General features: G+C 60.7%; 24 protein-coding genes. 13 read left to right on the top strand and 11 right to left on the bottom strand.

Translation table 11 applies throughout. The annotated features are described in order from the left end of the window. Window positions 1-60 precede the first annotated feature (60 nt). Window positions 61-1173: an enoyl-CoA hydratase/isomerase family protein gene (locus D6877_RS11770; protein ID WP_130910882.1), complete on the bottom strand. Its 1113-nt coding sequence runs from the start codon at window positions 1171-1173 to the stop codon at window positions 61-63. Window positions 1174-1305: 132 nt separating this feature from the next. Between D6877_RS11770 and ung the strand changes: the two genes are divergently transcribed. Next, window positions 1306-1998 (top strand): uracil-DNA glycosylase, encoded by a 693-nt coding sequence (gene ung, locus D6877_RS11775; RefSeq protein ID WP_024011989.1) that lies wholly within the window; start codon window positions 1306-1308, stop codon window positions 1996-1998. A gap of 117 nt (window positions 1999-2115) precedes the next feature. Here the strand turns inward: ung and D6877_RS11780 are convergent, their stop codons facing one another. From D6877_RS11780 to D6877_RS11795, 4 genes are read right to left on the bottom strand one after another with little or no spacing between them, the layout of a single operon-like run. Then, window positions 2116-3150, bottom strand: a complete 1035-nt coding sequence (locus tag D6877_RS11780) for an AbrB family transcriptional regulator (protein ID WP_130910883.1) — start codon at window positions 3148-3150, stop codon at window positions 2116-2118. Beyond that, window positions 3143-4657, bottom strand: a complete 1515-nt coding sequence (locus tag D6877_RS11785) for a tripartite tricarboxylate transporter permease (protein ID WP_016771277.1) — start codon at window positions 4655-4657, stop codon at window positions 3143-3145. The genes D6877_RS11780 and D6877_RS11785 overlap by 8 nt, the downstream gene beginning before the upstream one ends. A gap of 1 nt (window position 4658) precedes the next feature. Further along, a complete protein-coding gene (locus D6877_RS11790) occupies window positions 4659-5117 on the bottom strand; it encodes a tripartite tricarboxylate transporter TctB family protein (protein WP_016771276.1) in 459 nt (152 codons plus the stop codon). Window positions 5118-5172: 55 nt separating this feature from the next. Beyond that, window positions 5173-6150 (bottom strand): tripartite tricarboxylate transporter substrate binding protein, encoded by a 978-nt coding sequence (locus tag D6877_RS11795; protein WP_016771275.1) that lies wholly within the window; start codon window positions 6148-6150, stop codon window positions 5173-5175. 444 nt (window positions 6151-6594) lie between these two features. On the opposite strand from D6877_RS11795, the gene D6877_RS11800 reads away from it, so the two are divergent. Together D6877_RS11800 and D6877_RS11805 are read left to right on the top strand one after the other, a co-directional pair. Beyond that, entirely contained in the window at window positions 6595-7266 is a 672-nt protein-coding gene (locus D6877_RS11800; protein WP_024011992.1) for a response regulator, read from the top strand. Beyond that, entirely contained in the window at window positions 7259-8644 is a 1386-nt protein-coding gene (locus D6877_RS11805; protein ID WP_130910884.1) for a sensor histidine kinase, read from the top strand. The genes D6877_RS11800 and D6877_RS11805 overlap by 8 nt, the downstream gene beginning before the upstream one ends. Window positions 8645-8801: 157 nt before the next feature. Here D6877_RS11805 and D6877_RS11810 read toward each other — a convergent pair whose 3' ends face one another. Both D6877_RS11810 and D6877_RS11815 read right to left on the bottom strand, forming a co-directional pair. Continuing rightward, complete coding sequence (locus D6877_RS11810) at window positions 8802-9623, bottom strand: HDOD domain-containing protein (protein WP_016770675.1); 822 nt, start codon at window positions 9621-9623, stop codon at window positions 8802-8804. Between the two features lie 34 nt (window positions 9624-9657). Continuing rightward, window positions 9658-10599: a folate-binding protein YgfZ gene (locus D6877_RS11815; RefSeq protein ID WP_130910885.1), complete on the bottom strand. Its 942-nt coding sequence runs from the start codon at window positions 10597-10599 to the stop codon at window positions 9658-9660. 150 nt (window positions 10600-10749) lie between these two features. Between D6877_RS11815 and D6877_RS11820 the strand changes: the two genes are divergently transcribed. Beyond that, window positions 10750-11004 carry a succinate dehydrogenase assembly factor 2 gene (locus D6877_RS11820; RefSeq protein WP_007911418.1) on the top strand — a complete coding sequence of 85 codons (255 nt, stop codon included), beginning with the start codon at window positions 10750-10752 and terminating at the stop codon, window positions 11002-11004. Beyond that, the gene (locus D6877_RS11825; RefSeq protein WP_130910886.1) at window positions 10988-11440 is read left to right on the top strand and encodes a protein YgfX; all 453 of its coding nucleotides are present in this window, start codon (window positions 10988-10990) and stop codon (window positions 11438-11440) included. Before D6877_RS11820 ends, D6877_RS11825 begins: the two co-directional genes overlap by 17 nt. Here D6877_RS11825 and nadB read toward each other — a convergent pair. Continuing rightward, window positions 11409-13025 carry an L-aspartate oxidase gene (gene nadB, locus D6877_RS11830; protein WP_130910887.1) on the bottom strand — a complete coding sequence of 539 codons (1617 nt, stop codon included), beginning with the start codon at window positions 13023-13025 and terminating at the stop codon, window positions 11409-11411. The two genes, D6877_RS11825 and nadB, sit on opposite strands and share 32 nt — an antisense overlap. Before the next feature lie 557 nt (window positions 13026-13582). Here nadB and rpoE point away from each other — a divergent pair. From rpoE to D6877_RS11850, 4 genes are all read left to right on the top strand, one after another. Beyond that, window positions 13583-14164: an RNA polymerase sigma factor RpoE gene (gene rpoE, locus D6877_RS11835; RefSeq protein WP_003172477.1), complete on the top strand. Its 582-nt coding sequence runs from the start codon at window positions 13583-13585 to the stop codon at window positions 14162-14164. A 30-nt stretch (window positions 14165-14194) separates the two neighbouring features. After that, window positions 14195-14782 carry an RseA family anti-sigma factor gene (locus D6877_RS11840; protein WP_130910888.1) on the top strand — a complete coding sequence of 196 codons (588 nt, stop codon included), beginning with the start codon at window positions 14195-14197 and terminating at the stop codon, window positions 14780-14782. Window positions 14783-14790: 8 nt separating this feature from the next. Further along, a complete protein-coding gene (locus D6877_RS11845; RefSeq protein WP_130910889.1) occupies window positions 14791-15756 on the top strand; it encodes a MucB/RseB C-terminal domain-containing protein in 966 nt (321 codons plus the stop codon). A 208-nt stretch (window positions 15757-15964) separates the two neighbouring features. After that, window positions 15965-17398: a DegQ family serine endoprotease gene (locus tag D6877_RS11850; protein ID WP_130910890.1), complete on the top strand. Its 1434-nt coding sequence runs from the start codon at window positions 15965-15967 to the stop codon at window positions 17396-17398. Between the two features lie 81 nt (window positions 17399-17479). Here D6877_RS11850 and D6877_RS11855 read toward each other — a convergent pair whose 3' ends face one another. Then, window positions 17480-18913 (bottom strand): M48 family metalloprotease, encoded by a 1434-nt coding sequence (locus D6877_RS11855; RefSeq protein WP_130910891.1) that lies wholly within the window; start codon window positions 18911-18913, stop codon window positions 17480-17482. Between the two features lie 98 nt (window positions 18914-19011). Between D6877_RS11855 and D6877_RS11860 the strand changes: the two genes are divergently transcribed. Together D6877_RS11860 and D6877_RS11865 are read left to right on the top strand one after the other, a co-directional pair. Beyond that, on the top strand, window positions 19012-19251 hold the full coding sequence (locus tag D6877_RS11860) for a sulfurtransferase TusA family protein (protein ID WP_016771269.1): 240 nt from the start codon (window positions 19012-19014) through the stop codon (window positions 19249-19251). 31 nt (window positions 19252-19282) lie between these two features. After that, window positions 19283-20353, top strand: a complete 1071-nt coding sequence (locus D6877_RS11865; RefSeq protein ID WP_016771268.1) for an AI-2E family transporter — start codon at window positions 19283-19285, stop codon at window positions 20351-20353. Between the two features lie 120 nt (window positions 20354-20473). Here the strand turns inward: D6877_RS11865 and D6877_RS11870 are convergent, their stop codons facing one another. Both D6877_RS11870 and D6877_RS11875 read right to left on the bottom strand, forming a co-directional pair. Continuing rightward, window positions 20474-20947, bottom strand: a complete 474-nt coding sequence (locus D6877_RS11870) for a peroxiredoxin (RefSeq protein WP_041478861.1) — start codon at window positions 20945-20947, stop codon at window positions 20474-20476. 10 nt (window positions 20948-20957) lie between these two features. Next, window positions 20958-21518: a glycine cleavage system protein R gene (locus D6877_RS11875; RefSeq protein WP_042607411.1), complete on the bottom strand. Its 561-nt coding sequence runs from the start codon at window positions 21516-21518 to the stop codon at window positions 20958-20960. Between the two features lie 328 nt (window positions 21519-21846). Between D6877_RS11875 and dapA the strand changes: the two genes are divergently transcribed. Both dapA and bamC read left to right on the top strand, forming a co-directional pair. Continuing rightward, window positions 21847-22725, top strand: a complete 879-nt coding sequence (gene dapA / locus D6877_RS11885) for a 4-hydroxy-tetrahydrodipicolinate synthase (protein ID WP_016771265.1) — start codon at window positions 21847-21849, stop codon at window positions 22723-22725. Between the two features lie 17 nt (window positions 22726-22742). After that, a complete protein-coding gene (bamC, locus tag D6877_RS11890) occupies window positions 22743-23858 on the top strand; it encodes an outer membrane protein assembly factor BamC (protein ID WP_016771264.1) in 1116 nt (371 codons plus the stop codon).

Consider the following 23858-nt stretch of genomic DNA (forward strand, 5'->3'; position numbering starts at 1 on the left):
ATGACCGATTGAGCCGGCCCGCGATGGCATTCCAGTCGCCATCGCGGGCCTCGCGTCACCTCAATACTGGGGCAGATCCGCTAACGGATGCCGCCCCTCCCAGACTTTATGAAAGTGCGCCTCGACCACCGCATCCGGCACGTTATTGATATCCGGCCAGTGCCAGTGCGGCTTCTGATCCTTGTCGATCAAACGCGCGCGCACGCCTTCGCTGAATTCCGGATGACGGCAGCAATTGAGGCTCAGGGTGTATTCCATCTGGAATACTTCGGCCAGCGACATGTGCCGCGCGCGGCTGATCTGTTCCCAGACCAGATGCGCGGTCAGCGGCGAGCCCTCGGTCATGGTTTTCGCCGCGCGGGCAATCAACGGATCGCTGCTGTCGCGGTGCAGGCTGATGGCTTTCCGCGCACAGGCAACGTCGCTGACATCGAGCAGTTCGTCGATCTGCTGACGACGCGGCAGCCACTGCGCTTCGGGCATTTGCCCAAGTGCCTCCTGCTGCAGAGCCTTGAGCAGGCTGTTGAGCTGCATGGCGGTCTGTTCCTGCCAGTTCAATTGCAGCAAGCCTTCGATCAATTGCGGTTGCTGTTCGTCGAGCAGGAAGCGGTCGGCCAGATCCAGATCCAGCGCATCACGGCCGTTGATGTGCGCGCCGGTCAGGCCGAGAAACAAGCCGAGCTTGCCCGGCAATCGGGCGAGAAACCAACTGGCGCCGACGTCCGGATACAGACCAATGGTGATTTCCGGCATCGCCAGACGGCTGCTCGGCGTGACGATCCGCGTGCTCGCGCCCTGCAACAGGCCCATGCCGCCACCGAGCACATAACCGTGACCCCAGCAGATCAGCGGCTTCGGATAGGTATGCAGGCTGTAATCGAGGCGATATTCCGCGCTGAAAAACTGCGCGGCCAACGGCGGGACTTCGCCGGGGTGAGCGCGGCAGGCTTCGACCAGGCTGCGCACTTCGCCACCGGCGCAGAAGGCTTTGCTGCCGATACCGCGCAGCAGCACGCAGACGATTTGCGGGTCATTGGCCCAGGCGTTCAATTTGTCGCTGAGCGCGTTGATCATCGGCAGGGACAGCGCGTTCAGCGATTTTTCGGCATCCAGGCTGGCGATGCCGATGCGGGCGCCGTCGGTGCCGGTCAGTTCTTCGAAGTGCAGATTCATCGTGACCTCGATCGGGAATTTGAGCGAACAGTATGATCGCTATGGGGGAAAGTGCCGGATCTGCGTCAGATCAATTGACAAGCGTGGTCGGCTTTCCTAGGGTTCGCCCCATTGTTTTTGCCGGAAATGACCATGACTGCTGACGACCGTATCAAACTCGAACCGAGCTGGAAGGAGGCACTGCGTGCTGAGTTCGACCAGCCTTACATGGCAGAGTTGCGCAGCTTTCTGCAGCAGGAGCGGGCGGCCGGCAAGGAGATCTATCCGCCGGGACCGATGATTTTCAATGCGCTGAACTCAACGCCGCTGGACAAGGTGAAAGTGGTGATCCTCGGCCAGGACCCTTACCACGGCCCGGGCCAGGCCCACGGTCTGTGCTTCTCGGTGCAACCGGGCGTGCCGGCGCCGCCGTCGCTGGTCAACATCTATAAAGAGCTGAAGCGCGACCTCAATATCGACATTCCCAACCACGGCTACCTGCAGAGCTGGGCCGAACAGGGCGTGCTGCTGCTCAACACCACCATGACGGTTGAGCGCGCCAACGCCAACGCGCACAAGGACAAGGGCTGGCAACACTTCACCGACCGCATTATTGAGGTGGTCAGCGAACGGCAGCCGCATCTGGTGTTCATGCTTTGGGGCGCCCATGCGCAGAGCAAGCAGAAGCTGATCGACGCGACCAAGCACCTGGTGCTGACCTCGGTGCATCCGTCGCCGTTGTCGGCATATCGCGGGTTTTTGGGCTGTGGGCATTTCAGCCGGACCAACAAGTTTCTCGAACAGAATGGCGAAACGCCGATCGACTGGCGCTTGCCACCGATTTGATGTCTCGATCGGGTTGGCCCCTTCGCGAGCAGGCTCGCTCCCACAGCAATTGTGTGCAAGCCACAAAACCCCGTGGGAGCGAGCCTGCTCGCGAAAAGGGCAACTCGGTTTTCAGTCTTACGCGGGATGACGGTTCCAATACCTGAACAACGGCTCCGCCAGAAACAGCACGAACAACAGCCGCATCACCTGCATCGCCGTCACCAGCGGCACCGACAATTGCAGGGTTTCCGCGGTCAGGCTCATTTCGGCAATCCCGCCGGGCATCATGCCCAGGGTCAGCGAACGCAGATCCAGATGGGTCAACGCACTCAAGCCCAACGCCGCCAGCGACGCGATCAACATGGTCAGCGCGGTGCCGATCAACGTCCGGCCCATGAACGACGGCGCGCGGCGGAAGAACTGCCGATTGAAGTGACAGCCCAGACCGCTGCCAATCAGCCATTGGCCGATCTGACTGCCGCCATTGGGCAAACCGATGTGCAAATCCCACGTAATGCTCACCGCCGCACTGACCAGCAACGGCCCGAACAGCCATGGATTGGGTTGGCGCAGACGCTGCCAGAGCCAGGCGAGCAGGGCGCCCGCCGGAAACAGAATCGCCAGCCAGCGCCAATCGACACTGCCGGCGTGAGAAATCGGCGTGCCGTCACCGAGCAGATACTTGAACGCCGCCGGCACGCACAACACCACCACCAACACCCGCAGACTCTGCCCGGCCGCGACATGGCTGAGCAGTGCACCGTTGCGCGCACCGAGGTTGACCATCTCCCCGGAACCACCGGGCATGCTTGAGAAAAAAGCCGTGGCGCGGTCCTCGCCGGTGCGGCGCATCAGCCACACGCCGACCACCGCCGACAGGCTGGTAACCAATGCACCGAAGAAGATCAAACCGAAATGACTGAGCACCTGTTCCATCACCAACGGGGTGAAGTGCAGGCCGATGCCGATGCCGACGATCCACTGGCCGCACTTGCGCCCGCCAGGGATTTCCGCCAGTTGCCACGGCGTCAGGCAGCGCACCAGGATGATCGCCAGCAACGAGCCGACCATCCACGGCAGCGGCCAGCCGATCTGGCTGGCGATGAAACCGCCAAGCAGACCGACCAGCGGGGTGCCCCACCAGGCTTTCAGGGACAAGCGATCAGACATCGGCAATGACGCGCCGTGCCGCCGAACGCTTGCGCCAGATGCGGATCAGCGGCATCAGCAGCATGATCGCGGTGAGGATCCAGCAACCGAAGGTGATCGGACTCGACCAGAGAATCTCCAGCGCGCCATTGGAGATCGACAGGGCGCGACGCAGGTTCTGCTCCATCAGACCGCCGAGGATGAAGCCCAGCAGCAGCGGCGACAGCGGGAAATCCAGCTTGCGCAGGATGTAACCGAAGATGCCGATACCGATCATCAGGAACAGATCGAAGGTGGTCGCGTGCACCGCGTAAACGCCGATACCGGTGATGATCGCGATGATCGGCACCAGCGCCCAGTTCGGCACGGCGAGGATGCGGGTGAACACGCGGATCATCGGGATGTTGAGGATCACCAGCATCACGTTGGCAATGAACAACGAAGCGATCAGGCCCCAGACGATGTCCGGTTGCTGTTGGAACAGCAGTGGACCCGGGGTGATGTTGTACAGCGACAGCGCGCCGATCATCACCGCCGTGGTGCCCGAACCCGGAACGCCGAGGGTCAGCATCGGAACGAGAGCGCCGCACGCCGCGCCGCCGATAGCGGTTTCCGGCGCGGCCAGACCACGGGGATCGCCTTCACCGAATTTGCCGCTGGTGCCGGCGATGCGCTTCTCGGTCATGTAGGCCACGGCACTGGCGAGCGTTGCGCCAGCACCGGGCAGCACGCCCATGATGAAACCGAGCACGCCGCAGCGCACGTTGACGACGAACACCGACGCCGCTTCCTTGAAGTTGAACATCATCCGGCCGGTGGCTTTCACCGCTTCCTGGCCGTGGTGGGTTTTTTCCAGCAGCAGAAGGATTTCGCTGATCGAGAACAGACCCAGCACCAGCACAACGAACTGGATGCCGTCGGTCAGGTGAATGTTGTCGCCGGTGAAACGGTACACGCCACTGTTGGCGTCGATGCCGACGGTGGAAAGGAACAGACCGATCAGCGCCGCAATAAAGGTCTTCAACGGTCGATCACCGGCCATGCCGCCGAGACAGACAATTGCGAACACCATCAGCACGAAGTATTCCGCAGGCCCGAAGGCAATCGCCCATTTCGCCAGCAGCGGGGCAAACAGGACCATGCCGCAGGTGGCGATGAACGCGCCGATGAACGAACTCCACGCCGACAGCGACAGCGCGACACCGGCCATACCTTTGCGGGCCATCGGGTAGCCGTCGAGGGTGGTCATTACAGTCGAGGCTTCACCCGGAATGTTCAGCAGGATCGAGCTGATCCGGCCGCCGTATTCGCAGCCCAGATAGACCGCCGCGAGCAGGATCAGCGCCGACTCCGGCGGCAGGCCGAGCGCGAACGCGATCGGAATCAGCAACGCCACGCCGTTGATCGGACCAAGGCCCGGCAACAGGCCGACGACGGTGCCGATCAGGGTGCCGCACAGTGCGGTCACCAGGTTGTACGGGCTCAGCGCGACGCCGAAGCCCTGACCCAAATAGCCAAGGGTATCCATATCAGTTCTCCAGGACGCTGAGCAGGCCGAGGGGCAGCGGAACATCCATCAAGCGATCGAACAGCAGATAGAGACCAACCGCCATCAGGCTGATGATCACCACGCTCGGCAGCCAGCGGCCGCCATAGAGACGGGCCATCGGTACGCCGGTAATGATGCTGGCCACGATGAAGCCAAGGGGTTCGAAGGTGCCGGCGAACACCAGCAGCAACACCACGCACAGACCGATCTTGGTCAGGGTTTCGCGATCCAGCGGCGGCTCATCCGGGTTGTGTTTGATCGGCGCCGGGCGAAACACCATGTACAGCAGCGCCAGCCCCATCAGGCCGAGCATCAGCAGCGGAAAGGCGCGCGGGCCGACCGGTTCATAGGAAAAAGCCGCTTGGTACGGCCACGCCATCAGTGCCAGGCCGGCACACACCAGCAGCAACACCGAGGCGAAAATGCGTTGAATAAGCATGGGAGCTCCTGTGCTGCGTCCCCGCGTAGGAGACGCAGCCACTAGACAGAGACGATCACTGGATCAGGCCGAACTCTTTGGCCAGCACTTTGTAGTCGGCGACCTGCTTCTTCACGTAGGTGTCCAGTTCCGGGCCGGTCATGGCGAACGGGAACAGCTCACGCTGATCGCGCAGCTTGGCGAACTCGTCGGAAGCCAGCAGTTTGTCGAACGCGTCTTTCCACCAGGCGTAGTCTTCGTCGCTGACTTTTGGCCCGAGGTAGAAGCCGCGCACCACTGGCCAGACGATGTCGTAGCCTTGCTCGCGAGCGGTCGGGATGTCCTTCATTTCCGGTTCGTCGAGACGCTTGTCCGAGAACACCGCGAGCAGACGCATGTCACCGCTCTGGATGTGCGGCATGGAGTCGGAGATGTCGGTACTGCCGACCTGGATGTGGCCGCCGAGCAGGGCCGTGGCGATTTCACCACCGCCTTCGAGTGCCACGTAACGCAGCTCGCGCGGGTTGATCCCGGCAGCCTTGGCGATCAGTGCGGTCTGCATCCAGTCCTGGCTGCCGACGGTGCCGCCGGAGCCGATGACCACCGAGCCTGGATCTTTCTTCAACGCCTGAACGAGATCGTCGAGGGTCTTGTAGGGCGAATCGCTTTTCACTGCGATGGCGCCGTAGCTGGTGCCGACGGCAGCGAGCCAGCGCACGTTGGTTTCATCGAAGCGACCGAACTTGCCCTGAGCCAGGTTCAACAGCGAACCGCTCGACCACGCCACCAGCGTTCCGGCATCCGCCGGACGTTGCGCCACTACTGCGTTGTATGCCACCGCGCCGACACCGCCGGGCATGTAGGTGACGCGCATCGGTTTGCTCAACAGCTTCTGGTTGACCAGTGCGCTCTGCACCAGTTTGCAGGTCAGGTCGAAACCACCGCCGGGGGAGGCGGGGGCGATGCATTCCGGACGTTTCGGCTCGGCCATGAGTTGGCCGGCAAACAGCATCGCGCCAGCGGCGAGAGCGACTTTACGCAGTGATACGTTCATTTGAGTCTCCAGAGGAGTTGTTGTTATGGATGGACCGAATGACCAAAGGGCAACGCTAAAGCTTAGCGGCAGGCGCAGTTTTCTCGCGGCGCGCGCGCAAGGACTGAAACAACGGAGGGGATATAGGACTGCGGCGAGAAACCGACAGTGCAATGGTGGAATCGAGCAAGGCGAGCAGGCATTAAAGCCTTGGTGCGCATGGAGGGCATGCTGGGGTACTCCGTTATTGTTCTTATGAGTCGAAAACGCTTCATGGCGTTTTTCGTTGCGCTGTGTGGCAGCAGCGGCGACAGTCGAAACTGTCCGTGGGCCGACTCTAACCGGCTAACCTTTCAACAACCTTTCAGTTGTCTTTCACGGTTTTCGGGCTTCACAGCGGCGGTTGCGGCTGTAAACTCCGCGGCAAAGCGCGGCGTCGGCCAACCCTGAACGAGGTACAAATCCATGCGTGTCCTGCTTGTCGAAGACCATCTGCAACTGGCCGAAAGCGTCGCTCAGGCGCTCAAGAGCACCGGTCTGACCGTGGATGTGCTGCACGATGGCGTGGCCGCCGACCTGGCGTTGGGCAGTGAGGAATACGCCGTAGCGATCCTCGACGTAGGCCTGCCGCGCATGGACGGTTTCGAGGTGCTGGCGCGGCTGCGTGCACGCGGCAAAAACCTGCCGGTGTTGATGCTGACCGCGCGCAGCGACGTCAAGGATCGCGTGCATGGCCTCAATCTCGGTGCTGACGACTACCTGGCCAAGCCGTTCGAACTGACGGAACTGGAAGCGCGAGTCAAAGCCTTGCTGCGCCGCAGTGTCCTTGGCGGCGAGCGTCAGCAGCGCTGTGGCGTGCTGGCTTACGACCTCGATACGCGGCGCTTCACCCTCGGCGACGAACTGCTGACCCTGACCTCGCGCGAGCAGGCTGTCCTGGAAGCGTTGATCGCGCGGCCGGGGCGAGTGATGAGCAAGGAACAACTGGCCGCGCAGGTGTTCGGCCTCGACGAAGAAGCCAGCCCCGACGCCATCGAAATCTACGTGCACCGCTTGCGCAAGAAACTCGACGGCCAGCCCGTAGCCATCGTCACCTTCCGGGGCCTCGGCTATCTGCTGGAAAGCCGCGATGCATAAGCCCAGCAGCCTGCGCTGGCGGTTGCTGTGGAACCTTGGATGGTTGCTGGTGGTGCTGATGCTCGCCAGTGGCTTGAGCGCTTACTGGAACGGTCGCGAGGCCGCCGACACCGCGTATGACCGCACGCTGCTGGCCTCGGCACGGACCATCGCTGCCGGGTTGTCGCAACGCGACGGCAGCCTCAGCGCCGACGTGCCTTACGTGGCGCTTGATACCTTCGCCTATGACAGCGCCGGGCGCATCTATTACCAGGTCAACGACATTCACCAGAAGCTGATCTCCGGTTACGAAAACCTCCCCGGACCACCGCCCGGCACGCCGCGTACCGACAGCTATCCGGCGCTCGCGCGCTTCTACAACGCGAAGTACAACGGCCAGAACGTGCGTGTGGTCAGCCTGCTCAAAGCGGTAAGCGAGCCGAACATGAACGGCATGGCGGAAATCCGCGTGGCTGAAACCGACGAAGCGCGGGTCAGTATGGCGCGCAGTCTGGCGGCTGACACCCTGTTGCGCTTGGGCATGCTGGCCGTGGGTGCATTGCTGCTGGTGTGGTTCGCGGTGAGTGCGGCGCTGCGCCCGCTGGAGCGGTTAAGAACCGCTGTTGAGGAACGCCAGCCCGACGATTTGCGGCCGCTGCCGCTGGTGGAAGTGCAGCATGAATTGGGGCCGTTGGTGCGCGCGCTCAATCATTTCACCGAGCGTCTGCGCGGCCAGTTCGAACGGCAGGCGCAGTTCATTGCCGATGCTGCCCATGAATTACGCACACCTCTGGCTGCACTGAAAGCACGGCTGGAACTGGGCCTGCGCTCGAACGAGCCGGAAACCTGGCGCACCACGCTGGAATCATCCGCACAAAGCACCGATCGCCTGACTCATCTGGCCAATCAGCTGCTGTCGCTGGCCCGGGTCGAAAACGGTGCGCGGGCGATTGCCGAGGGCGGCGCGCAGTTGCTCGATCTGAGCCAGTTGGCCCGAGAGCTGGGCATGGCCATGGCGCCTTTGGCGCACAAGCGCGGCGTGGCGCTGGCGCTGGAGGCGGATGAACCGGTGTGGCTGCGCGGTGAGCCGACGCTGCTCAATGAGCTGCTGAGCAATCTGGTGGACAACGCGCTGGCGCATACGCCACCGGGCGGCAACGTGATTCTGCGGGTGATGGCCCCGGCGGTGCTTGAGGTTGAAGATGACGGGCCGGGCATCCCGCTGCACGAGCGTGATCGGGTGTTCGAACGGTTTTATCGGCGCAATCAGCAGGTTGCCGGTTCAGGTCTGGGCCTGGCGATTGTCGGCGAGATCTGTCGCGCGCATCTGGCGCAGATCACCTTGCATGATGGCGAGCAGGCGGGGTTGAAGGTGCGGGTCAGTTTTATTGCCGGGTAATACTTTTGTGGCAAGGGTTTTTTGTGGCGAGGGGATTTATCCCCGCTCGGCTGCGCAGCAGTCGCAGTTCAGCGATCACAATCTGTCTGGAAAAAAACGGGTCGCAGAGTTCAGCGTCGCTTCGCAACCCAACGGGGATAAATCCCCTCACCACAGGTCAGTAGAACATCGACCGCGATTCTTCCAGATCCGCGCAGAACTGCTTGTTCTCCGGATCAATCCCCAGCTTCCTGAAAGCCGGCACGCTAAACGGGTCAATCCGCGCAAACGGATGATCGGTGTCCTTGCGGCAATACAAATTGGCTACTTGCACGACATCGACGTAATCGATGCGCGTCGAGTCGCGGCTGAAGTCTTGATAGAGCAATGGCAAATGCACCAGGCGCTCGGGAAACTCCCAGACCCGCAGCAATTTCTCGCCGAGCAATGGGTGAATCTGCTCGATCACATGGGTCAGGCTGACCGCATCGGAGAGCAGTTCATTGTGGTCTTCGGCGTAAGTCAGAATCGGCAACACGCCAATCTGATGCACCAACCCGCCGAGTGCCGCCTGATCGGGTTTGAGCTGGGTGTGGCGACGACACAGCGCATAGCTGACGCCAGCGATTTCCAGACTGCTGCGCCAGACTTCGCGCATCTTCTGTTCGACCACCTCGGAGCGGGCGTTGAAGATCTGCTCCATCACCAGACCGATCGCCAGGTTGCTGCTGTAGTTGATGCCCAAACGGGTAATGGCGGTGTGCAGGTCGGTGACTTCCTGCGCGGCGCGCAGCAGCGGACTGTTGACCACTTTGATCAGGCGCGCCGACAGCGCGGTGTCGCGGCCGATGACTTTGCTCAGATCGCTGACGCTGATTTCCGGATCCTCGGCGGCCTTGCGAATCTGCAGGGCCACTTCCGGCAACGTTGGCAGGACCAGGTCATCGTTATCGATGGCCGCAACCAAATCCTGTTGGACCTTTTCCGCCAGTTCGCTCATTTGGACTCTCTAGGGTGTTGCAACAATGCTGCGATCAACGCTGGATTTCGCGGTCGCGATCCAGTTCGTAAGGCAGGTCGAGCACGTGCAACGCGGGGCCTTCGAGGGCGCCCAGACGCAAATCACCGGCTTCGGCAGCTTCGGCCTGCAACACGGCCAGGAGTTCAATGTTTCCCTCGGCATTGGCCGCCAGCACCACTTCGCCGATCGAGCTGTTATGGCTGGGCGCGAACAACTGAGTGCCGGGCTCCGGCAACTCTGCTGCTTCGAGGCGCAAGCGGTACAGCCGACGCTTGAGCTTGCCCAGGTACTGCATGCGCGCAACGATTTCCTGGCCGGTGTAGCAGCCTTTCTTGAAACTCACCCCGCCGACCGCCTGCAGATTGAGCATCTGCGGGATAAACAGTTCGCGAGTGGAAGGCATGACCTGGCCGATACCGGCGCGGATCTGGCCCAGCAGCCATTGATTCAGTTCGCCCTCAGCCAGCGTGGCGGACAGTTGGCTTTGAATGTTTGGCGCCTGAGCGGCAGGCACCCAGAGTTCGGCGCGCTCGGGCGAGACGCGAATTGCGATCAGGCCTTCATGGCGCACAACGCTGTCGGTTTCGGCGGGCAGTGCCAGACCGAGGCTGGTCAGGGCTGCATCGCCATGCGCCAGACCGAAGCGCACCCAGGCGGCGCTTTCATCGGTCAGTTTCGATTTGGAGAACACCGCGTACTTTTTCAGGTCGGCCAGTTGCGGCTCGAGCAGCTCGCTGGCCATCGCCATCACCACGCCGTCGCCCTCAAGCAGGATGCGGAAGCTCGACTGCATCCGGCCTTTCTGCGTGCAGCGGGCGCCGAGGCTGGCGCGGGTGTCGCTCAGGTAATTGATATTGCAGGTCAACTGGCCTTGCAGGAATTTTCCGGCGTCCGCACCGCGAACCGCGAGTACGCCTTCATGAGACAGGGTGCAGAAAAAAGCAGAATCGGCCATGGGTCATCGCAGGGTAAATAGACTGGGGCACATCATAAGGGGGCAGGGTTGAAATGGGTAGTTGATAAAGGATCAGGGGTCCCCGACCAAAGCCGACTGTGCGGCCCGCGCCGGGGCTGTATACTGCCCGGCAAATTCGAGGAGGGCTCCATGGTCGAACAAGTTGAACTGAATCGCCTCTTTTGGCACAGCCGTCGCGGCATGCTTGAGCTTGACGTGCTGCTGGTGCCGTTCGTGCAGGAGGTTTACGCGACGTTGAATCAAGTGGATCGCGATCTGTACGTGCGTTTGCTGACCTGTGAGGATCAGGACATGTTCGGCTGGTTCATGGAGCGCAGCGAGTCGGAAGACCCCGAGCTGCAACGCATGGTCCGGATGATTCTGGATCGTGTCCAGCCCAAGTAATACGTTCGAATGCCGCTGGCATGCCTCACGGCAGTTGCTGGCGGCGTATCTGTCGGCCCAGGCGTTCGCCATGGGTTCGTTGTTTCTGCTGTCGATTCCACTCTGGGCCAGCCTGCTCGGCGCTTGCGTCTGTGCGCTGCACGGTTTTTGGGTGCTGCCACGGCAGATTCTGTTGAATCATCCGAAAGCATTTTGCGGCTTGCGGCGCGACGGCGATGGCTGGCAGGTGTGGAATCAGGCTGATGGCTGGCAAGCGGTGCAACTGCGCCCGGACAGTCTGGCGCTGCCATTGATCGTGGTGCTGCGCTTTCGCCTGCGCGGAGAGTGGCGGGTCAGGTCGATCTGCGTGCCACGTGACTCGCAGGCGGCGGATCTGCACCGACGCCTGCGAGTGCGGCTCAAGTTCAGCCGGCGTAGGTGGGCGGCACCAGAATAGTGTCGAGCGCTTCGGGCAGCATGTCCGGATAGTCGAGGGTGTAATGCAGCCCGCGACTTTCCTTGCGTTCCATGGCTGAGCTGATCATCAATTCGGCAACCTGTGCCAGGTTGCGCAACTCGATCAGGTCGCGGCTGACTTTATAGTTGCTGTAAAACTCATCGATCTCATCCAGCAGCAGACGCACCCGGTGCTGCGCCCGTTGCAGACGCTTGTTGGTGCGCACGATGCCGACGTAGTCCCACATGAATCGGCGCAATTCGTCCCAGTTGTGCGCAATGATCACGTCTTCATCTGAGTCGGTGACTTGACTGGCATCCCAGACGGGCAGGGCGCTTGGCGCCGCAACGTCGTCGAGTTGCGCAAGAATGTCCGCCGCTGCCGAACGGGCATAAACGAAGCATTCCAGAAGTGAGTTGCTGGCCATGCGATTGGCGCCGTGCAGGCCGGTGAAGCTGGTTTCGCCGATGGCGTAGAGGCCGGGTACATCGGTGCGACCGTACTGATCGACCATCACCCCGCCACAGGTGTAGTGCGCGGCGGGGACCACCGGGATCGGTTGTTTGGTGATGTCGATGCCGAAGCCCAGGCAGCGCTCATAAACAGTCGGGAAGTGGCTTTTGACGAACGATTCAGGCTTGTGGCTGATGTCCAGATAAACGCAGTCGACACCCAGACGCTTCATTTCATGGTCGATGGCCCGCGCGACGATGTCACGAGGCGCCAGCTCGGCGCGTTTATCGAAGCGATACATGAAGCGCTCGCCGTTGGGCAGCTTCAAATGCGCGCCTTCGCCACGCAACGCTTCAGTGATCAGGAAACTCTTGGCTTGCGGGTGATACAGGCAGGTCGGGTGGAACTGGTTGAATTCCAGATTCGCCACGCGGCAACCGGAACGCCAGGCCATGGCGATGCCGTCACCGCAGGCGCCGTCGGGGTTGCTGGTATAAAGGTAGACCTTGGCCGCGCCGCCCGAAGCCAGAATCACGAAACGTGCGCCGTAGGTGTCCACTTCGCCCGTGGTGCGGTTCAGCACGTAAGCGCCCAGGCAACGATCGCCTTCCATGCCCAAGCGGCGTTCGGTGATCAGATCGACGGCGACGCGCTGTTCCAGCAATTCGATGTTTTCACGCTCTTTGGCCTGGGCCAGCAAGGTCTTGAAGATCGCCGCGCCGGTGGCGTCGGCAGCATGGATGATGCGTCGATGGCTGTGGCCGCCTTCGCGGGTCAGGTGAAATTCGAAACCACCGTCTTCAGTGCCGGACTGTTCGTCGCGGGTGAACGGTACGCCTTGGTCGATCAGCCATTGAATGGCCTCGCGGCTGTGCTCGACGGTGAAGCGTACGGCGTCTTCATGGCACAAGCCGCCGCCCGCATTGAGGGTGTCGTCGACATGGGATTCGACAGTATCGGTATCGTCGAGCACCGCGGCGACGCCGCCCTGGGCCCAGAATGTCGAACCGTTGGCGAGATCGCCTTTGCTCAATACGGCAATGCGCAGATGACCGGGCAAGGTCAAAGCGAGAGTCAAACCGGCAGCACCGCTGCCAATCACCAGAACATCGTGTTGGAACTGTTGGCTCATTTCAGGATTCCGCTCAAAGCGACCCGGGAAGGGGTTGGCGCAAGACAGCTGGATTGGCGAGTCAAGACAGCCACACAGCCCACTAGTATATAGAGGGGTTGGGCGGCACAATAGCCGGGCCCAGATGGCATTGTGAGACTACTGCGCAGTAAAAAGCGCTGTGCTTCGTCGGAAGTTTTTTTCGGCGGTTTCGGGAATAGACACCTGTATCGGCGCTGAAACAGTCTTTTCCGAGCAGGGTTGCGCAATGTCAGGTGGGTACGGCTATAAATAATTGGAACTTTTGCCAAAGGCCCAAGATCAATAGACGGTGCCAGAAACCAGGGACAGTGTCGGCTTCAGTGCGGAATCTGCGTTTGGATTCCTGCCGGCGAAACCGATAACAAGATTATTCGCGCAGCCGGTTCAACCCGCGCTGCGTTTTTCGTGCGTGCCAAATCAGAGCCCGCAGGAAACTTGCTTGGAGGGGGAGAACTTTTGCGAAAAGCCCGAGTCTATGTTTGCAAGTCTGGTCGTTTAGTAATGCAAGTCTCCTCCGGGCTTATCGAGGAGTGTTCATGCTAACCCAGGAAGAGGATCAGCAGCTGGTCGAACGCGTACAGCGTGGCGACAAGCGAGCTTTCGATCTGCTGGTGCTGAAATATCAGCACAAAATTCTCGGGTTGATCGTGCGTTTTGTGCACGACACCCATGAAGCCCAGGACGTTGCTCAGGAAGCCTTTATCAAGGCGTATCGGGCACTTGGAAATTTCCGCGGTGACAGTGCGTTTTATACGTGGCTGTACCGTATTGCCATTAACACGGCAAAGAACTACCTGGTTTCCCGCGGCCGTCGGCCGCCGGATAGCGATGTAAGTTCAGAGGATGCAGAGTTCTACGATGGCGATCACGGCCTCAAGGATCTCGAATCACCGGAACGTGCATTGCTGCGGGATGAGATCGAAGGCACTGTCCATCGGACCATCCAGCAACTGCCAGAGGATTTGCGTACGGCTTTAACTTTACGTGAATTCGATGGTCTGAGTTACGAGGACATTGCGAGCGTCATGCAGTGTCCGGTGGGTACCGTGCGCTCCCGGATTTTCCGCGCTCGGGAGGCCATCGATAAAGCCCTGCAACCGTTGTTGCAGGAAAACTGAGACAGCGGCGACAGCCAAGAGAGGAACGCCATGAGTCGTGAAGCCCTGCAGGAATCGCTGTCCGCAGTGATGGATAACGAAGCGGACGAACTGGAATTGCGTCGAGTGCTCAGCGCACTGGATGATGTAGATACCCGTGAGACCTGGGCTCGTTACCAGATCGCTCGGGCAGCCATGCACAAGGATCTGCTGCTTCCGCGTCTGGATATCGCTGCGGCAGTGTCCGCTGCGCTGGAAGACGAAACGGCTCCGGCCAAAGTATCCCGCAGCCCATGGCGTAACCTGGGTCGCCTCGCTGTTGCCGCTTCGGTAACCGTGGCCGTTCTGGCCGGTGTTCGCCTGTACAACCAGAACGAAATTGCTGGTGTTGAGCTGGCCCAACAGTCGAATCAGCCTACTCTGGCCACTCCACAGGTCAAAGGTCCGGCAGTTCTGGCTGGTTACAGCGAAAGCTCGGAAGCGACTGGCCCTATGGCTAACGGCGTTCTGCAAGGTCAGCCAGGCTGGCATGATCAGCGTCTGCCAGGCTACCTGCGTCAGCACGCTCAGCAGGCTGCACTCAAAGGAACTGAAAGCGCGCTGCCATACGCACGTGCCGCAAGCCTGGAAAACCGTTAAGGAGGATCATGCGCGCCATCCCTCTACTTTCGCTTCTGCTCAGTGGCTGGTTCGTTGTTCCAGCCCACGCTGACGAGGCCCAGGACTGGTTGACCCGTCTGGGCCAGGCCGAGCAGCAGCAAAGCTTCCACGGCACTTTCGTTTACGAGCGCAACGGCAGTTTTTCCACGCACAACATCTGGCATCGCGTCCAGAATGGCCAGGTCCGCGAGCGGTTATTGCAGCTCGACGGCTCGGCTCAGGAAGTCGTGCGCATTGATGGACGTACTCAATGCGTCAGCGGCACCCTGATTGCGGGATTGGGTGACTCACCCAACGCTGCCGCCCGTGCGCTGGATCCCAAAAAGCTGAAGAATTGGTATGACCTTGCCGTCATTGGCAAGTCGCGCGTGGCTGGCCGTGAGGCAGTGATCGTCTCGCTGACCCCTCGTGATCAGCACCGTTACGGTTTCGAGTTGCATCTGGACAAGAGAACCGGGCTGCCACTCAAGTCGTTGCTGTTGAATGACAAAGGGCAGTTGCTCGAGCGTTTCCAGTTCACCAGCCTCGACACGGATGAAATCCCGTCGGACAAGGACTTGTTGGCGGACCCTGATTGCAAGCCGATCAACATTGCAAGCGACAAGGCTTCTGCAGCTAAAACCGTGCAAAACTGGCGTTCGGACTGGCTCCCGCCAGGCTTTGAGCTGACCAGCAGCAGTTCGCACAAGGATGCGCAGACCAAGACCCAAGTCAGCAGCCTGATGTATGACGATGGTCTGGCGCGTTTCTCGGTGTTCCTTGAACCGTTGAATGGCGCAACCGTCACTGACACCCGCACTCAGTTGGGCCCGACCGTCGCGGTATCCCGTCGCCTGACCACGCCGCAGGGTGAAATGATGGTCACGGTGGTCGGTGAAATTCCGATTGGCACCGCCGAACGAATCGCCCTATCGATGCGTAACAACGATGGCGCTGCGACCAGCAAGCAGTGAGCTGATTTCAGTCATTTCCACTTCGTCGTCGAGACGTCGAAATGTTTGCTGAGCATTTTCATTTGCAAAACCCCTGAAAATTTTTTATAGGTCAGAGCCTCACGGCTCTGGCCTTGTTTGTTGTTCCCGGAACAAAAATGCCGGTCTGTGGTTTCCGGTGTTCCTTTGCTCCATATCGCTTAACCCTGCTCGTCGTAACGGGAGCTGTATGTCGATACCAAGTTTGAAGTCTTACCTTTCCATCTTCGCCACCGTGCTGTTGCTCGGTCAGGCGGTTCCTGCTGCGCAAGCGGCCGATCTGCCTGATTTCACCCAGTTGGTCGAACAAGCGTCGCCAGCGGTAGTGAATATCAGTACCACGCAGAAACTGCCGGACCGTCGCGTGAATCAGCAGATGCCGGATCTGGAAGGCCTGCCACCGATGCTGCGCGAGTTCTTCGAGCGCGGCATGCCGCCTCAGCAGCGCTCGCCACGTGGCGATGGCCGCCAGCGTGAAGCGCAATCGCTGGGTTCGGGGTTCATCATTTCGCCGGATGGCTACATCCTCACCAACAACCACGTGATCGCCGATGCTGACGAAATCCTCGTCCGTCTGGCTGATCGCAGTGAGATGAAAGCCAAGCTGGTCGGCACCGATCCACGCTCTGATGTGGCGTTGCTGAAAATCGAAGGCAAGGATCTGCCGGTGCTCAAGCTCGGCAAATCCCAGGACCTGAAGGCCGGCCAGTGGGTCGTCGCAATCGGTTCGCCATTCGGCTTTGACCACACCGTGACCCAAGGCATCGTCAGCGCCGTCGGTCGCAGCCTGCCGAACGAAAACTATGTGCCGTTCATTCAGACCGACGTGCCGATCAACCCGGGCAACTCCGGTGGCCCGCTGTTCAACCTGAACGGTGAAGTGGTCGGCATCAACTCGCAGATCTACACCCGCTCCGGTGGCTTCATGGGCGTGTCGTTCGCGATCCCGATCGACGTGGCGATGGATGTCTCCAATCAGCTCAAGAGCGGTGGCAAAGTCAGCCGTGGCTGGCTGGGCGTGGTCATTCAGGAAGTGAACAAGGACCTCGCCGAATCGTTCGGTCTGGACAAGCCAGCTGGTGCGCTGGTGGCGCAGATCCAGGATGACGGCCCTGCTGCCAAGGGCGGTCTGCAGGTAGGCGATGTGATCCTGAGCATGAACGGTCAGCCGATCGTCATGTCGGCCGACTTGCCGCATCTGGTCGGCGCGCTGAAGGCTGGCGCCAAAGCCAATCTGGAAGTGATTCGCGAAGGCAAGCGCAAGAATGTCGAGTTGACTGTCGGCGCGATCCCGGATGAAGACAAAGAGCTGGACACGCTGCCGAAATCCGGCGCTGAAAGCAGCAGCAACCGCCTCGGTGTTGCGGTCGGTGAATTGACCGCCGAGCAGAAGAAAACCTACGACCTCAAAGGTGGTGTGGTGATCAAGGAAGTGCAGGACGGTCCTGCGGCCCTGATCGGTCTGCAACCGGGTGACGTGATCACCCACCTGAACAACCAGGCCATCGGCTCGGCCAAGGAGTTCACCGACATCGCCAAGGCGTTGCCGAAGAACCGTTCGGTGTCGATGCGCGTGCTGCGTCAGGGCCGTGCCAGCTTCATCACCTTCAAACTGGCGGAATAAGCCAGCAGGCAGGTAAAACGAAACCGCCTCGAAAGAGGCGGTTTTTTTGTGTCTGCAGCTTTTGTCTTAGTCGGGAAAGACTCAGCCCATCATGTCCTTGACCATACGCTCCTGCTCCATCAGTTCGCGCTGGCGGGCATCGATGCGCGAGGACAGCGGGAAGTTGTTGCCGGCCTTGCGCTTGGCGAAGTCCAGCTGCTGAATGGCCTGGCGGTAATCGCCGACCAGTGCAAAATACTCGGCGCGCGCCTGATGCAGTCCGATAATATTGCCCGACAGACCGCGGGTTTCAGCAACCTGATACCAGACGTCCGGATCATCCGGGCGTGACTTGAGCAGACTGTCGAGTGCCTTCTCGGCATCGGCGGCGCGATTCTGTTTCAGCAGCAGATCGACGCGCACCTGATTCAGCGGATAGTTGCCCGGGAACTGCGCAAGCATGCGGTCGACCCCTGACTGCGCATCGGGCAGACGATTGTTGGTGATGTCCAGATCGATCTGCGCGAGGTTGTAGATGATCTCGTTGGGTGACTTGGCCAGCAGTTGCTTGAGGTTCTCCCGCGCTTCATTGAGCTGGCCGCCCTTGATCTGGGCGATGGCGAGGCCGTAACGCGCCACGTCGTTTTTCGGATTCTCATCGAGCAGGGCGCGGAAACGCTTGGCGCCCAGCCCCGGGGTTTCCTCGTAGATCAACTGTACCCGCGCGCGGATCAACTGGTAGCGCATGCTGTCTTCGATGCCGCCCGGTTTCGCCTGCTCGGCGCGGTTGCGGGTGTCGGCGATACGCGATTCGGTGACCGGGTGAGTCAGGAGGAATTCCGGCGGCTTGGCATCGAAGCGGTATTGGCGCATCAGACGCTCGAACATGGTCGGCATCGAGCGCGGGTCGTACCCGGCCTTTTCCAGATTGAGGATGCCGATACGGTCGGCCTCCTGTTCGTTCTGCCGTGAGAAGCGCCGTTGTTCCTGCAACGCCGCAGCCTGGGTGCCGGCGATGGTGGCGATACCGGCATCACCGCCGCCTGCCGCCGCGATGACGATACCCGCCAGCAACGCGGCCATCATCGGCACCTGCATTCTTTGTGAGGCTTCGACGCCGCGAGCGAAGTGGCGTTGCGACAAGTGCGCCAATTCGTGAGCGAGCACCGAGGCGTATTCACCTTCGGTCTGGGCGTTGAGGAACAGGCCGCCGTTGACCCCGACCACGCCGCCCGGCGCTGCGAAGGCGTTGAGTTGCGGGCTGTTGATCAGGATGAATTCCAGACGTCGGTCGGAGACCTGACTGGTCTCCACCAGCTTGTAGACGCTGGATTCGACGTAATCCTTGAGTTGCGGATCGTTGAGCTGGGAAACCTGGCTGCGCAGCATGGCCAGCCAGGCGCGGCCGAGCTGGTATTCCTGTTGCGGTGAGACGATGGCAGAACTGGCGTCGCCGAGTGACGGCAGATCGTCGGCAAAGCCTGGTGAGGCGAGCAGGCAAGCGAGCGTCAGCAGGGTAGGGCGCAGAAAAGTCATGCACAAAGCCTTGGAGGACAAAGACCTTACTGTAGCCGGACACCGAAGCCGCGACCAGATATTCTAGGCAGCTCGACAACCCGAACCGGAGTGACGCAATGACTGACGCTGTAGCCCATGACGTAGAATTGGACGCCAGTGGCCTGAACTGTCCTTTGCCGTTGCTCAAGGCAAAAATGGAACTCAACAAACTGCAAAGTGGCGCTGTGCTCAAGGTGATCGCTACCGATGCCGGCTCGCAACGCGACTTCCGTACCTTTGCCAAACTCGCCGGTCATGCGCTGTTGCGCGAAGAAGACGAGGCTGGCGTCTACCGTTACTGGTTGAAAAAAGCCTGAAGCGCCGCGCTAAAAATCGAAGGGATTATTGATGTTCAAAGTGTTACGCGACTGGATTCAGCGCTACTTCTCCGATGAAGAAGCCGTGGTGCTGGCAGTGCTGCTGTTTCTTGCCTTCACCGCCGTGCTCACCCTCGGCGGCATGCTTGCGCCGGTGTTGGCCGGGATGGTGCTGGCGTATCTGATGCAGGGCCTGGTGGTGACGCTCGAGCGGCTGCGCGTGCCGGGCGGGGTGGCGGTGGGGCTGGTGTTTGCGCTGTTCATGGGCGCGCTGATGCTGTTCATCGTGGTGGTGCTGCCATTGCTGTGGCATCAGTTGATCACGCTGTTCAACGAGTTGCCGGGCATGCTCGCCAAGTGGCAATCGCTGCTGCTTCTATTGCCCGAGCGCTATCCGCATCTGGTGTCTGACGAGCAAGTCCTGCAAGCGATCGAAGCGGCGCGGGGCGAGATTGGCAAATTCGGTCAGTGGGCTCTGACTTTCTCGTTGTCGAGTTTGCCGCTGCTGGTGAACATCATGATCTACCTGGTGCTGGTGCCGATTCTGGTGTTCTTCTTCCTCAAGGATCGGGCGATGATCGGCGAGTGGGTGCGCGGCTATCTGCCTCGCGAGCGCGCACTGATCACCCGCGTCGCCCAGGAAATGAACCGGCAGATCGCCAATTACATACGTGGCAAAGGCATCGAGATCGTGATTTGCGGCGGCGTGACCTACATCGCCTTCATCGCGCTGGGCCTCAACTACGCGGCGCTGCTGGCGTTGCTGGTCGGCTTGTCGGTGGTGGTGCCGTATGTCGGTGCGGTGGTGGTGACCGTACCGGTGCTGCTGATTGCGCTGTTCCAGTGGGGCTGGAGCGATCAGTTCATCTACCTGATGGCGGTCTACGGGATCATTCAGACGCTGGACGGCAACGTGCTGGTGCCGTTGCTGTTTTCGGAAGCAGTGAATCTACATCCGGTGGCAATCATCTGCGCGGTGCTGTTGTTTGGCGGGTTGTGGGGATTCTGGGGCGTGTTCTTTGCGATCCCGCTGGCGACGCTGTTCAAGGCTGTGCTCGATGCGTGGCCGCGCAAGGAGCCGGTGGTGGCGCCGTTGCTTTAGCGGTTGATCCGGATTTTACAGAGAGGCTATTCGCGAGCAGGCTCGCTCCCACGGTGATTACATTTCAATTGTGGGAGCGAGCCTGCTCGCGAAGGCGTCTTTACAGACGCAGCAAAAACATCAGGCTTTATTCAGAGCCTCAGCCGCCGCCAGCACGGCATCAACATGCCCCGGCACTTTCACACCACGCCATTCCTGACGCAGCACGCCGTCCTTATCAATCAGGAAAGTGCTGCGATCAACGCCCAGGTATTCCTTGCCATACAGCTTCTTCAGCTTGATCACGTCGAACAACTGGCAAACCGCCTCGTCCTTGTCGCTGATCAGCTCGAACGGAAATTCCTGCTTGCCTTTGAAGTTTTCGTGCGACTTCAAACTGTCGCGGGAAATGCCGAAGACTTCGGTGTTGGCAGCCTTGAACGCCGCATATTGATCGCGAAAGCCCTGGCCCTGAGTGGTGCAGCCCGGGGTGCTGTCCTTCGGATAGAAGTAGATCACCACTTGCTTGCCCTTGAGTTCGGACAGGCTGACGGTCTGCCCGCTGGTCGCAGGCGCGGTGAAATCCGCAACCGGTTGGTCGATGACAACGGCCATGAAAGCTTCCTTACATTGGGTTTTGTGGGCGCCAAGGCTCGATCAGGGCATCCAGGTTCATCGCATCGGCGAAGTCGAGGAACTGATCGCGCAGCCAGCTGATCTGGGTGCCCGCCGGCAGGGTCACGGTGAACGTGGCGTTGAGCATGGTGCCGCCGGTCTGAGGCGCCTGATAGGTGTCGCAGGTGAGGTTTTCCAGCTCGACGTTGTGGTCCATGAAGAACTGGCACAGCTCATTGATGATGTCCGGGCGATAAGCCGAGCTGACGTAGGCCACGTAAGGCAGGGCCTGAGGGCGATTTTCCAGAGCGGCGCTGCGCACCACGTTGACAGTGAAAGCATGACGCTTGGCCAGCAACGGCAGGCTGCCTTCGAGGCGCGCGAGGGCGTCCCAGCTGCCGGAAACTTCCAGCACCAGGGCGCTGCACTCGCCGTGGCGGGTCAGGCGAGAGGTGACGACGGCGCAGCGGTTTTCATGGCTGGCGCGGCACAGGACGTTGGTCAGCTCCATGGGGTTGGCGCCGAGGGCACTGATGACAAGGAATTGTTCGCGAACTGTGGGGGTGGACATGCAGCATTCCTAAAGCGATGAGCGGTCGGTAGGTTGACGGGCATTGGTAGCCGGGAGTGCCTGTTCTGGCGGTCCGTAAAAAGAGACCCGGCCAGCGATCGCGGCTCGCTCCACTGTGCGGGAGCGCGTCGATGCGACGCAGGAACGGGGCCTGGGAGGCCGAAAGGGGAGGCTGAAACCCGGCGTACAAGCTGATCTGTACCGATCAAAGTCTGAAGGGTAGCGAAAAGCGGCGCCAAGGGGAATGGCGGCGGCGCAGTACTTCGCTTGTGCAAGCATCTTGGCGCCAGTACCATTACCGCTCTCTTTTTCCGGCAGGAGCGGTTTCATGATTGCGGGCAGTATGGTGGCACTGGTCACTCCCATGGATGCACAAGGGCGTCTTGACTGGGACAGCCTCAGCAAACTCGTGGACTTCCACCTTAAGAACGGCACCCATGCCATCGTCGCCGTCGGTACTACCGGCGAGTCGGCCACCCTTGATGTAGAAGAGCACATCGCCGTCATCAAAGCCGTGGTCAAACAGGTTGCCGGGCGCATTCCGGTCATCGCCGGCACCGGCGCCAATTCGACCCGCGAAGCCGTCGAGCTGACCCGCAACGCCAAGGCCGCCGGCGCCGATGCCTGCCTGCTGGTTGTCCCGTACTACAACAAGCCGACCCAGGAAGGCCTGTACCAGCACTTCAAGCACATCGCTGAAGCGGTCGACATTCCGCAGATTCTCTACAACGTTCCCGGCCGCACCTCCTGCGACATGCAGGCCGAGACCGTGATTCGCCTGTCCACCGTGCCGAACATCATCGGCATCAAGGAAGCTACCGGCGACCTCAAGCGCGCCAAAGCGATCATCGATGGCGTGAGCAAGGATTTCATCGTGCTGTCCGGCGATGATCCGACCGCTGTCGAGCTGATCCTGCTGGGCGGCAAAGGCAACATTTCGGTCACCGCCAACGTCGCCCCGCGCGAAATGGCTGACCTGTGCGAGGCCGCGCTCAAGGGCGACGCCGATACCGCACGCGCAATCAACGAAAAACTGATGCCGCTGCACAAGGACCTGTTCATCGAAGCCAACCCGATTCCGGTGAAGTGGGCTTTGGTCGAAATGGGCCTGATGCACGAAGGCATCCGCCTGCCACTGACCTGGCTGAGCACCCCTTGTCATGAAACGCTGCGCTCGGCCCTGCGCCAGTGCAACGTCCTGGTTTAATTGAGGAAGTACAACGCATGAAGCGAATGGCCGGACTTTCCGCACTTGCCTTGATTATCTCCAGCACCAGTGGCTGCGGATGGGTCTGGGGGCCGGAAGGTTATTTCCGCGACCGTGGAAGCGATTACCTGCAAGCGCAACAGACTGCACCGATGCAATTGCCACCGGATGTGAGTACTGCCAAACGTCTCGATCCGCTGTTGCCGATCCCGCGCAACGTGGCCGATGACACCGCGACGGGCGAGTACGTTGTGCCGCGTCCTCAGCCGCTTTCGGCGGTTGCCGACGCAACTGATTACTCGCTGCAGAAGAGCGGTGATTCGCGTTGGGTCGTGGCCCAGCACCCACCGGCCGAAGTCTGGCCAGTGGCGCTGCAGTTCTTCCAGGACAACGGTTTCCGTCTGGATGAACAGCGTCCGCAGACCGGTGAATTCACCACCACCTGGCAGCACTCCGACGAGTTGTCCGCGTCGATGGCCAAACGCCTGAGTGCGGCCGGTATCGCCAGCGACAGCGAAACCCGCGTGCGTGTGCGCATCGAGCCGGGCGTGCAGCGCAACACCAGTGAGATCTACGTGGTCAGCGCCGAGCGTCCTGCCGGCAGCACGGCCGACGTGGCTTTCACCAACCGTTCGGTCAACACTGGCCTGGACGCTGCGCTGGTCGACGACATGCTCGCGAGCATGAGCCGCACCTCCGAGAAGGGCGGTTCGGTGTCGATGCTGGCCTCGCGTGATTTCGATGCGCCGAGCCGTGTCAGCCTGAACGAAGACGGCAGCGGCAACCCGGTGTTGAACGTCGGTACCGATCTGGACCGCGCCTGGTCGAGCGTCGGCCGTGCGCTGGAACAGGGCGAATGGCGCGTTGAAGACATCAACCGCAGCCTGGGCCTTTACTACATCAACCTGGCCGAAAAAGCCGAGAAGAAAGACGACAAGCCTGGCTTCTTCAGCAGCCTGTTCGGCAGTGCGCCGAGCAAGGAAGAAGTCGAAGCCCGCGCCGAGCGTTATCAGGTTCGCCTGAGCAAGGTGGGCGAGAACATCCAGGTTACCGTCGAAAAGAACATCAACACCGTCGCGCCGGCCGATGTCGCGCGTAAAGTGTTGAGCGTGATTCAGGACAACCTGGGCTGA

It is taken from the genome of Pseudomonas sp. Sample_9 (assembly GCF_004307535.1).
In the GTDB taxonomy this organism is placed as follows: Bacteria; Pseudomonadota; Gammaproteobacteria; order Pseudomonadales; family Pseudomonadaceae; genus Aquipseudomonas; species Aquipseudomonas mercuritolerans.

Excerpts from the sequence above, each read along its gene's own strand:
- D6877_RS11845 (WP_130910889.1), top strand. The coding sequence starts at position 14,791 with ATGCGCGCCATCCCTCTACTTTCGCTTCTGCTCAGTGGCTGGTTCGTT.
- D6877_RS11875 (WP_042607411.1), bottom strand. The coding sequence starts at position 21,518 with ATGTCCACCCCCACAGTTCGCGAACAATTCCTTGTCATCAGTGCCCTC.
- D6877_RS11810 (WP_016770675.1), bottom strand. The coding sequence starts at position 9,623 with ATGAGCGAACTGGCGGAAAAGGTCCAACAGGATTTGGTTGCGGCCATC.
- D6877_RS11780 (WP_130910883.1), bottom strand. The coding sequence starts at position 3,150 with ATGTCTGATCGCTTGTCCCTGAAAGCCTGGTGGGGCACCCCGCTGGTC.
- D6877_RS11790 (WP_016771276.1), bottom strand. The coding sequence starts at position 5,117 with ATGCTTATTCAACGCATTTTCGCCTCGGTGTTGCTGCTGGTGTGTGCC.
- nadB (WP_130910887.1), bottom strand. The coding sequence starts at position 13,025 with ATGAGCCAACAGTTCCAACACGATGTTCTGGTGATTGGCAGCGGTGCT.
- D6877_RS11860 (WP_016771269.1), top strand. The coding sequence starts at position 19,012 with ATGACTGACGCTGTAGCCCATGACGTAGAATTGGACGCCAGTGGCCTG.
- D6877_RS11795 (WP_016771275.1), bottom strand. The coding sequence starts at position 6,150 with ATGAACGTATCACTGCGTAAAGTCGCTCTCGCCGCTGGCGCGATGCTG.
- D6877_RS11855 (WP_130910891.1), bottom strand. The coding sequence starts at position 18,913 with ATGACTTTTCTGCGCCCTACCCTGCTGACGCTCGCTTGCCTGCTCGCC.
- D6877_RS11820 (WP_007911418.1), top strand. The coding sequence starts at position 10,750 with ATGGTCGAACAAGTTGAACTGAATCGCCTCTTTTGGCACAGCCGTCGC.
- bamC (WP_016771264.1), top strand. The coding sequence starts at position 22,743 with ATGAAGCGAATGGCCGGACTTTCCGCACTTGCCTTGATTATCTCCAGC.
- D6877_RS11785 (WP_016771277.1), bottom strand. The coding sequence starts at position 4,657 with ATGGATACCCTTGGCTATTTGGGTCAGGGCTTCGGCGTCGCGCTGAGC.
- D6877_RS11870 (WP_041478861.1), bottom strand. The coding sequence starts at position 20,947 with ATGGCCGTTGTCATCGACCAACCGGTTGCGGATTTCACCGCGCCTGCG.
- D6877_RS11850 (WP_130910890.1), top strand. The coding sequence starts at position 15,965 with ATGTCGATACCAAGTTTGAAGTCTTACCTTTCCATCTTCGCCACCGTG.
- D6877_RS11800 (WP_024011992.1), top strand. The coding sequence starts at position 6,595 with ATGCGTGTCCTGCTTGTCGAAGACCATCTGCAACTGGCCGAAAGCGTC.
- ung (WP_024011989.1), top strand. The coding sequence starts at position 1,306 with ATGACTGCTGACGACCGTATCAAACTCGAACCGAGCTGGAAGGAGGCA.
- D6877_RS11865 (WP_016771268.1), top strand. The coding sequence starts at position 19,283 with ATGTTCAAAGTGTTACGCGACTGGATTCAGCGCTACTTCTCCGATGAA.
- D6877_RS11805 (WP_130910884.1), top strand. The coding sequence starts at position 7,259 with ATGCATAAGCCCAGCAGCCTGCGCTGGCGGTTGCTGTGGAACCTTGGA.
- D6877_RS11815 (WP_130910885.1), bottom strand. The coding sequence starts at position 10,599 with ATGGCCGATTCTGCTTTTTTCTGCACCCTGTCTCATGAAGGCGTACTC.
- dapA (WP_016771265.1), top strand. The coding sequence starts at position 21,847 with ATGATTGCGGGCAGTATGGTGGCACTGGTCACTCCCATGGATGCACAA.
- rpoE (WP_003172477.1), top strand. The coding sequence starts at position 13,583 with ATGCTAACCCAGGAAGAGGATCAGCAGCTGGTCGAACGCGTACAGCGT.
- D6877_RS11840 (WP_130910888.1), top strand. The coding sequence starts at position 14,195 with ATGAGTCGTGAAGCCCTGCAGGAATCGCTGTCCGCAGTGATGGATAAC.
- D6877_RS11770 (WP_130910882.1), bottom strand. The coding sequence starts at position 1,173 with ATGAATCTGCACTTCGAAGAACTGACCGGCACCGACGGCGCCCGCATC.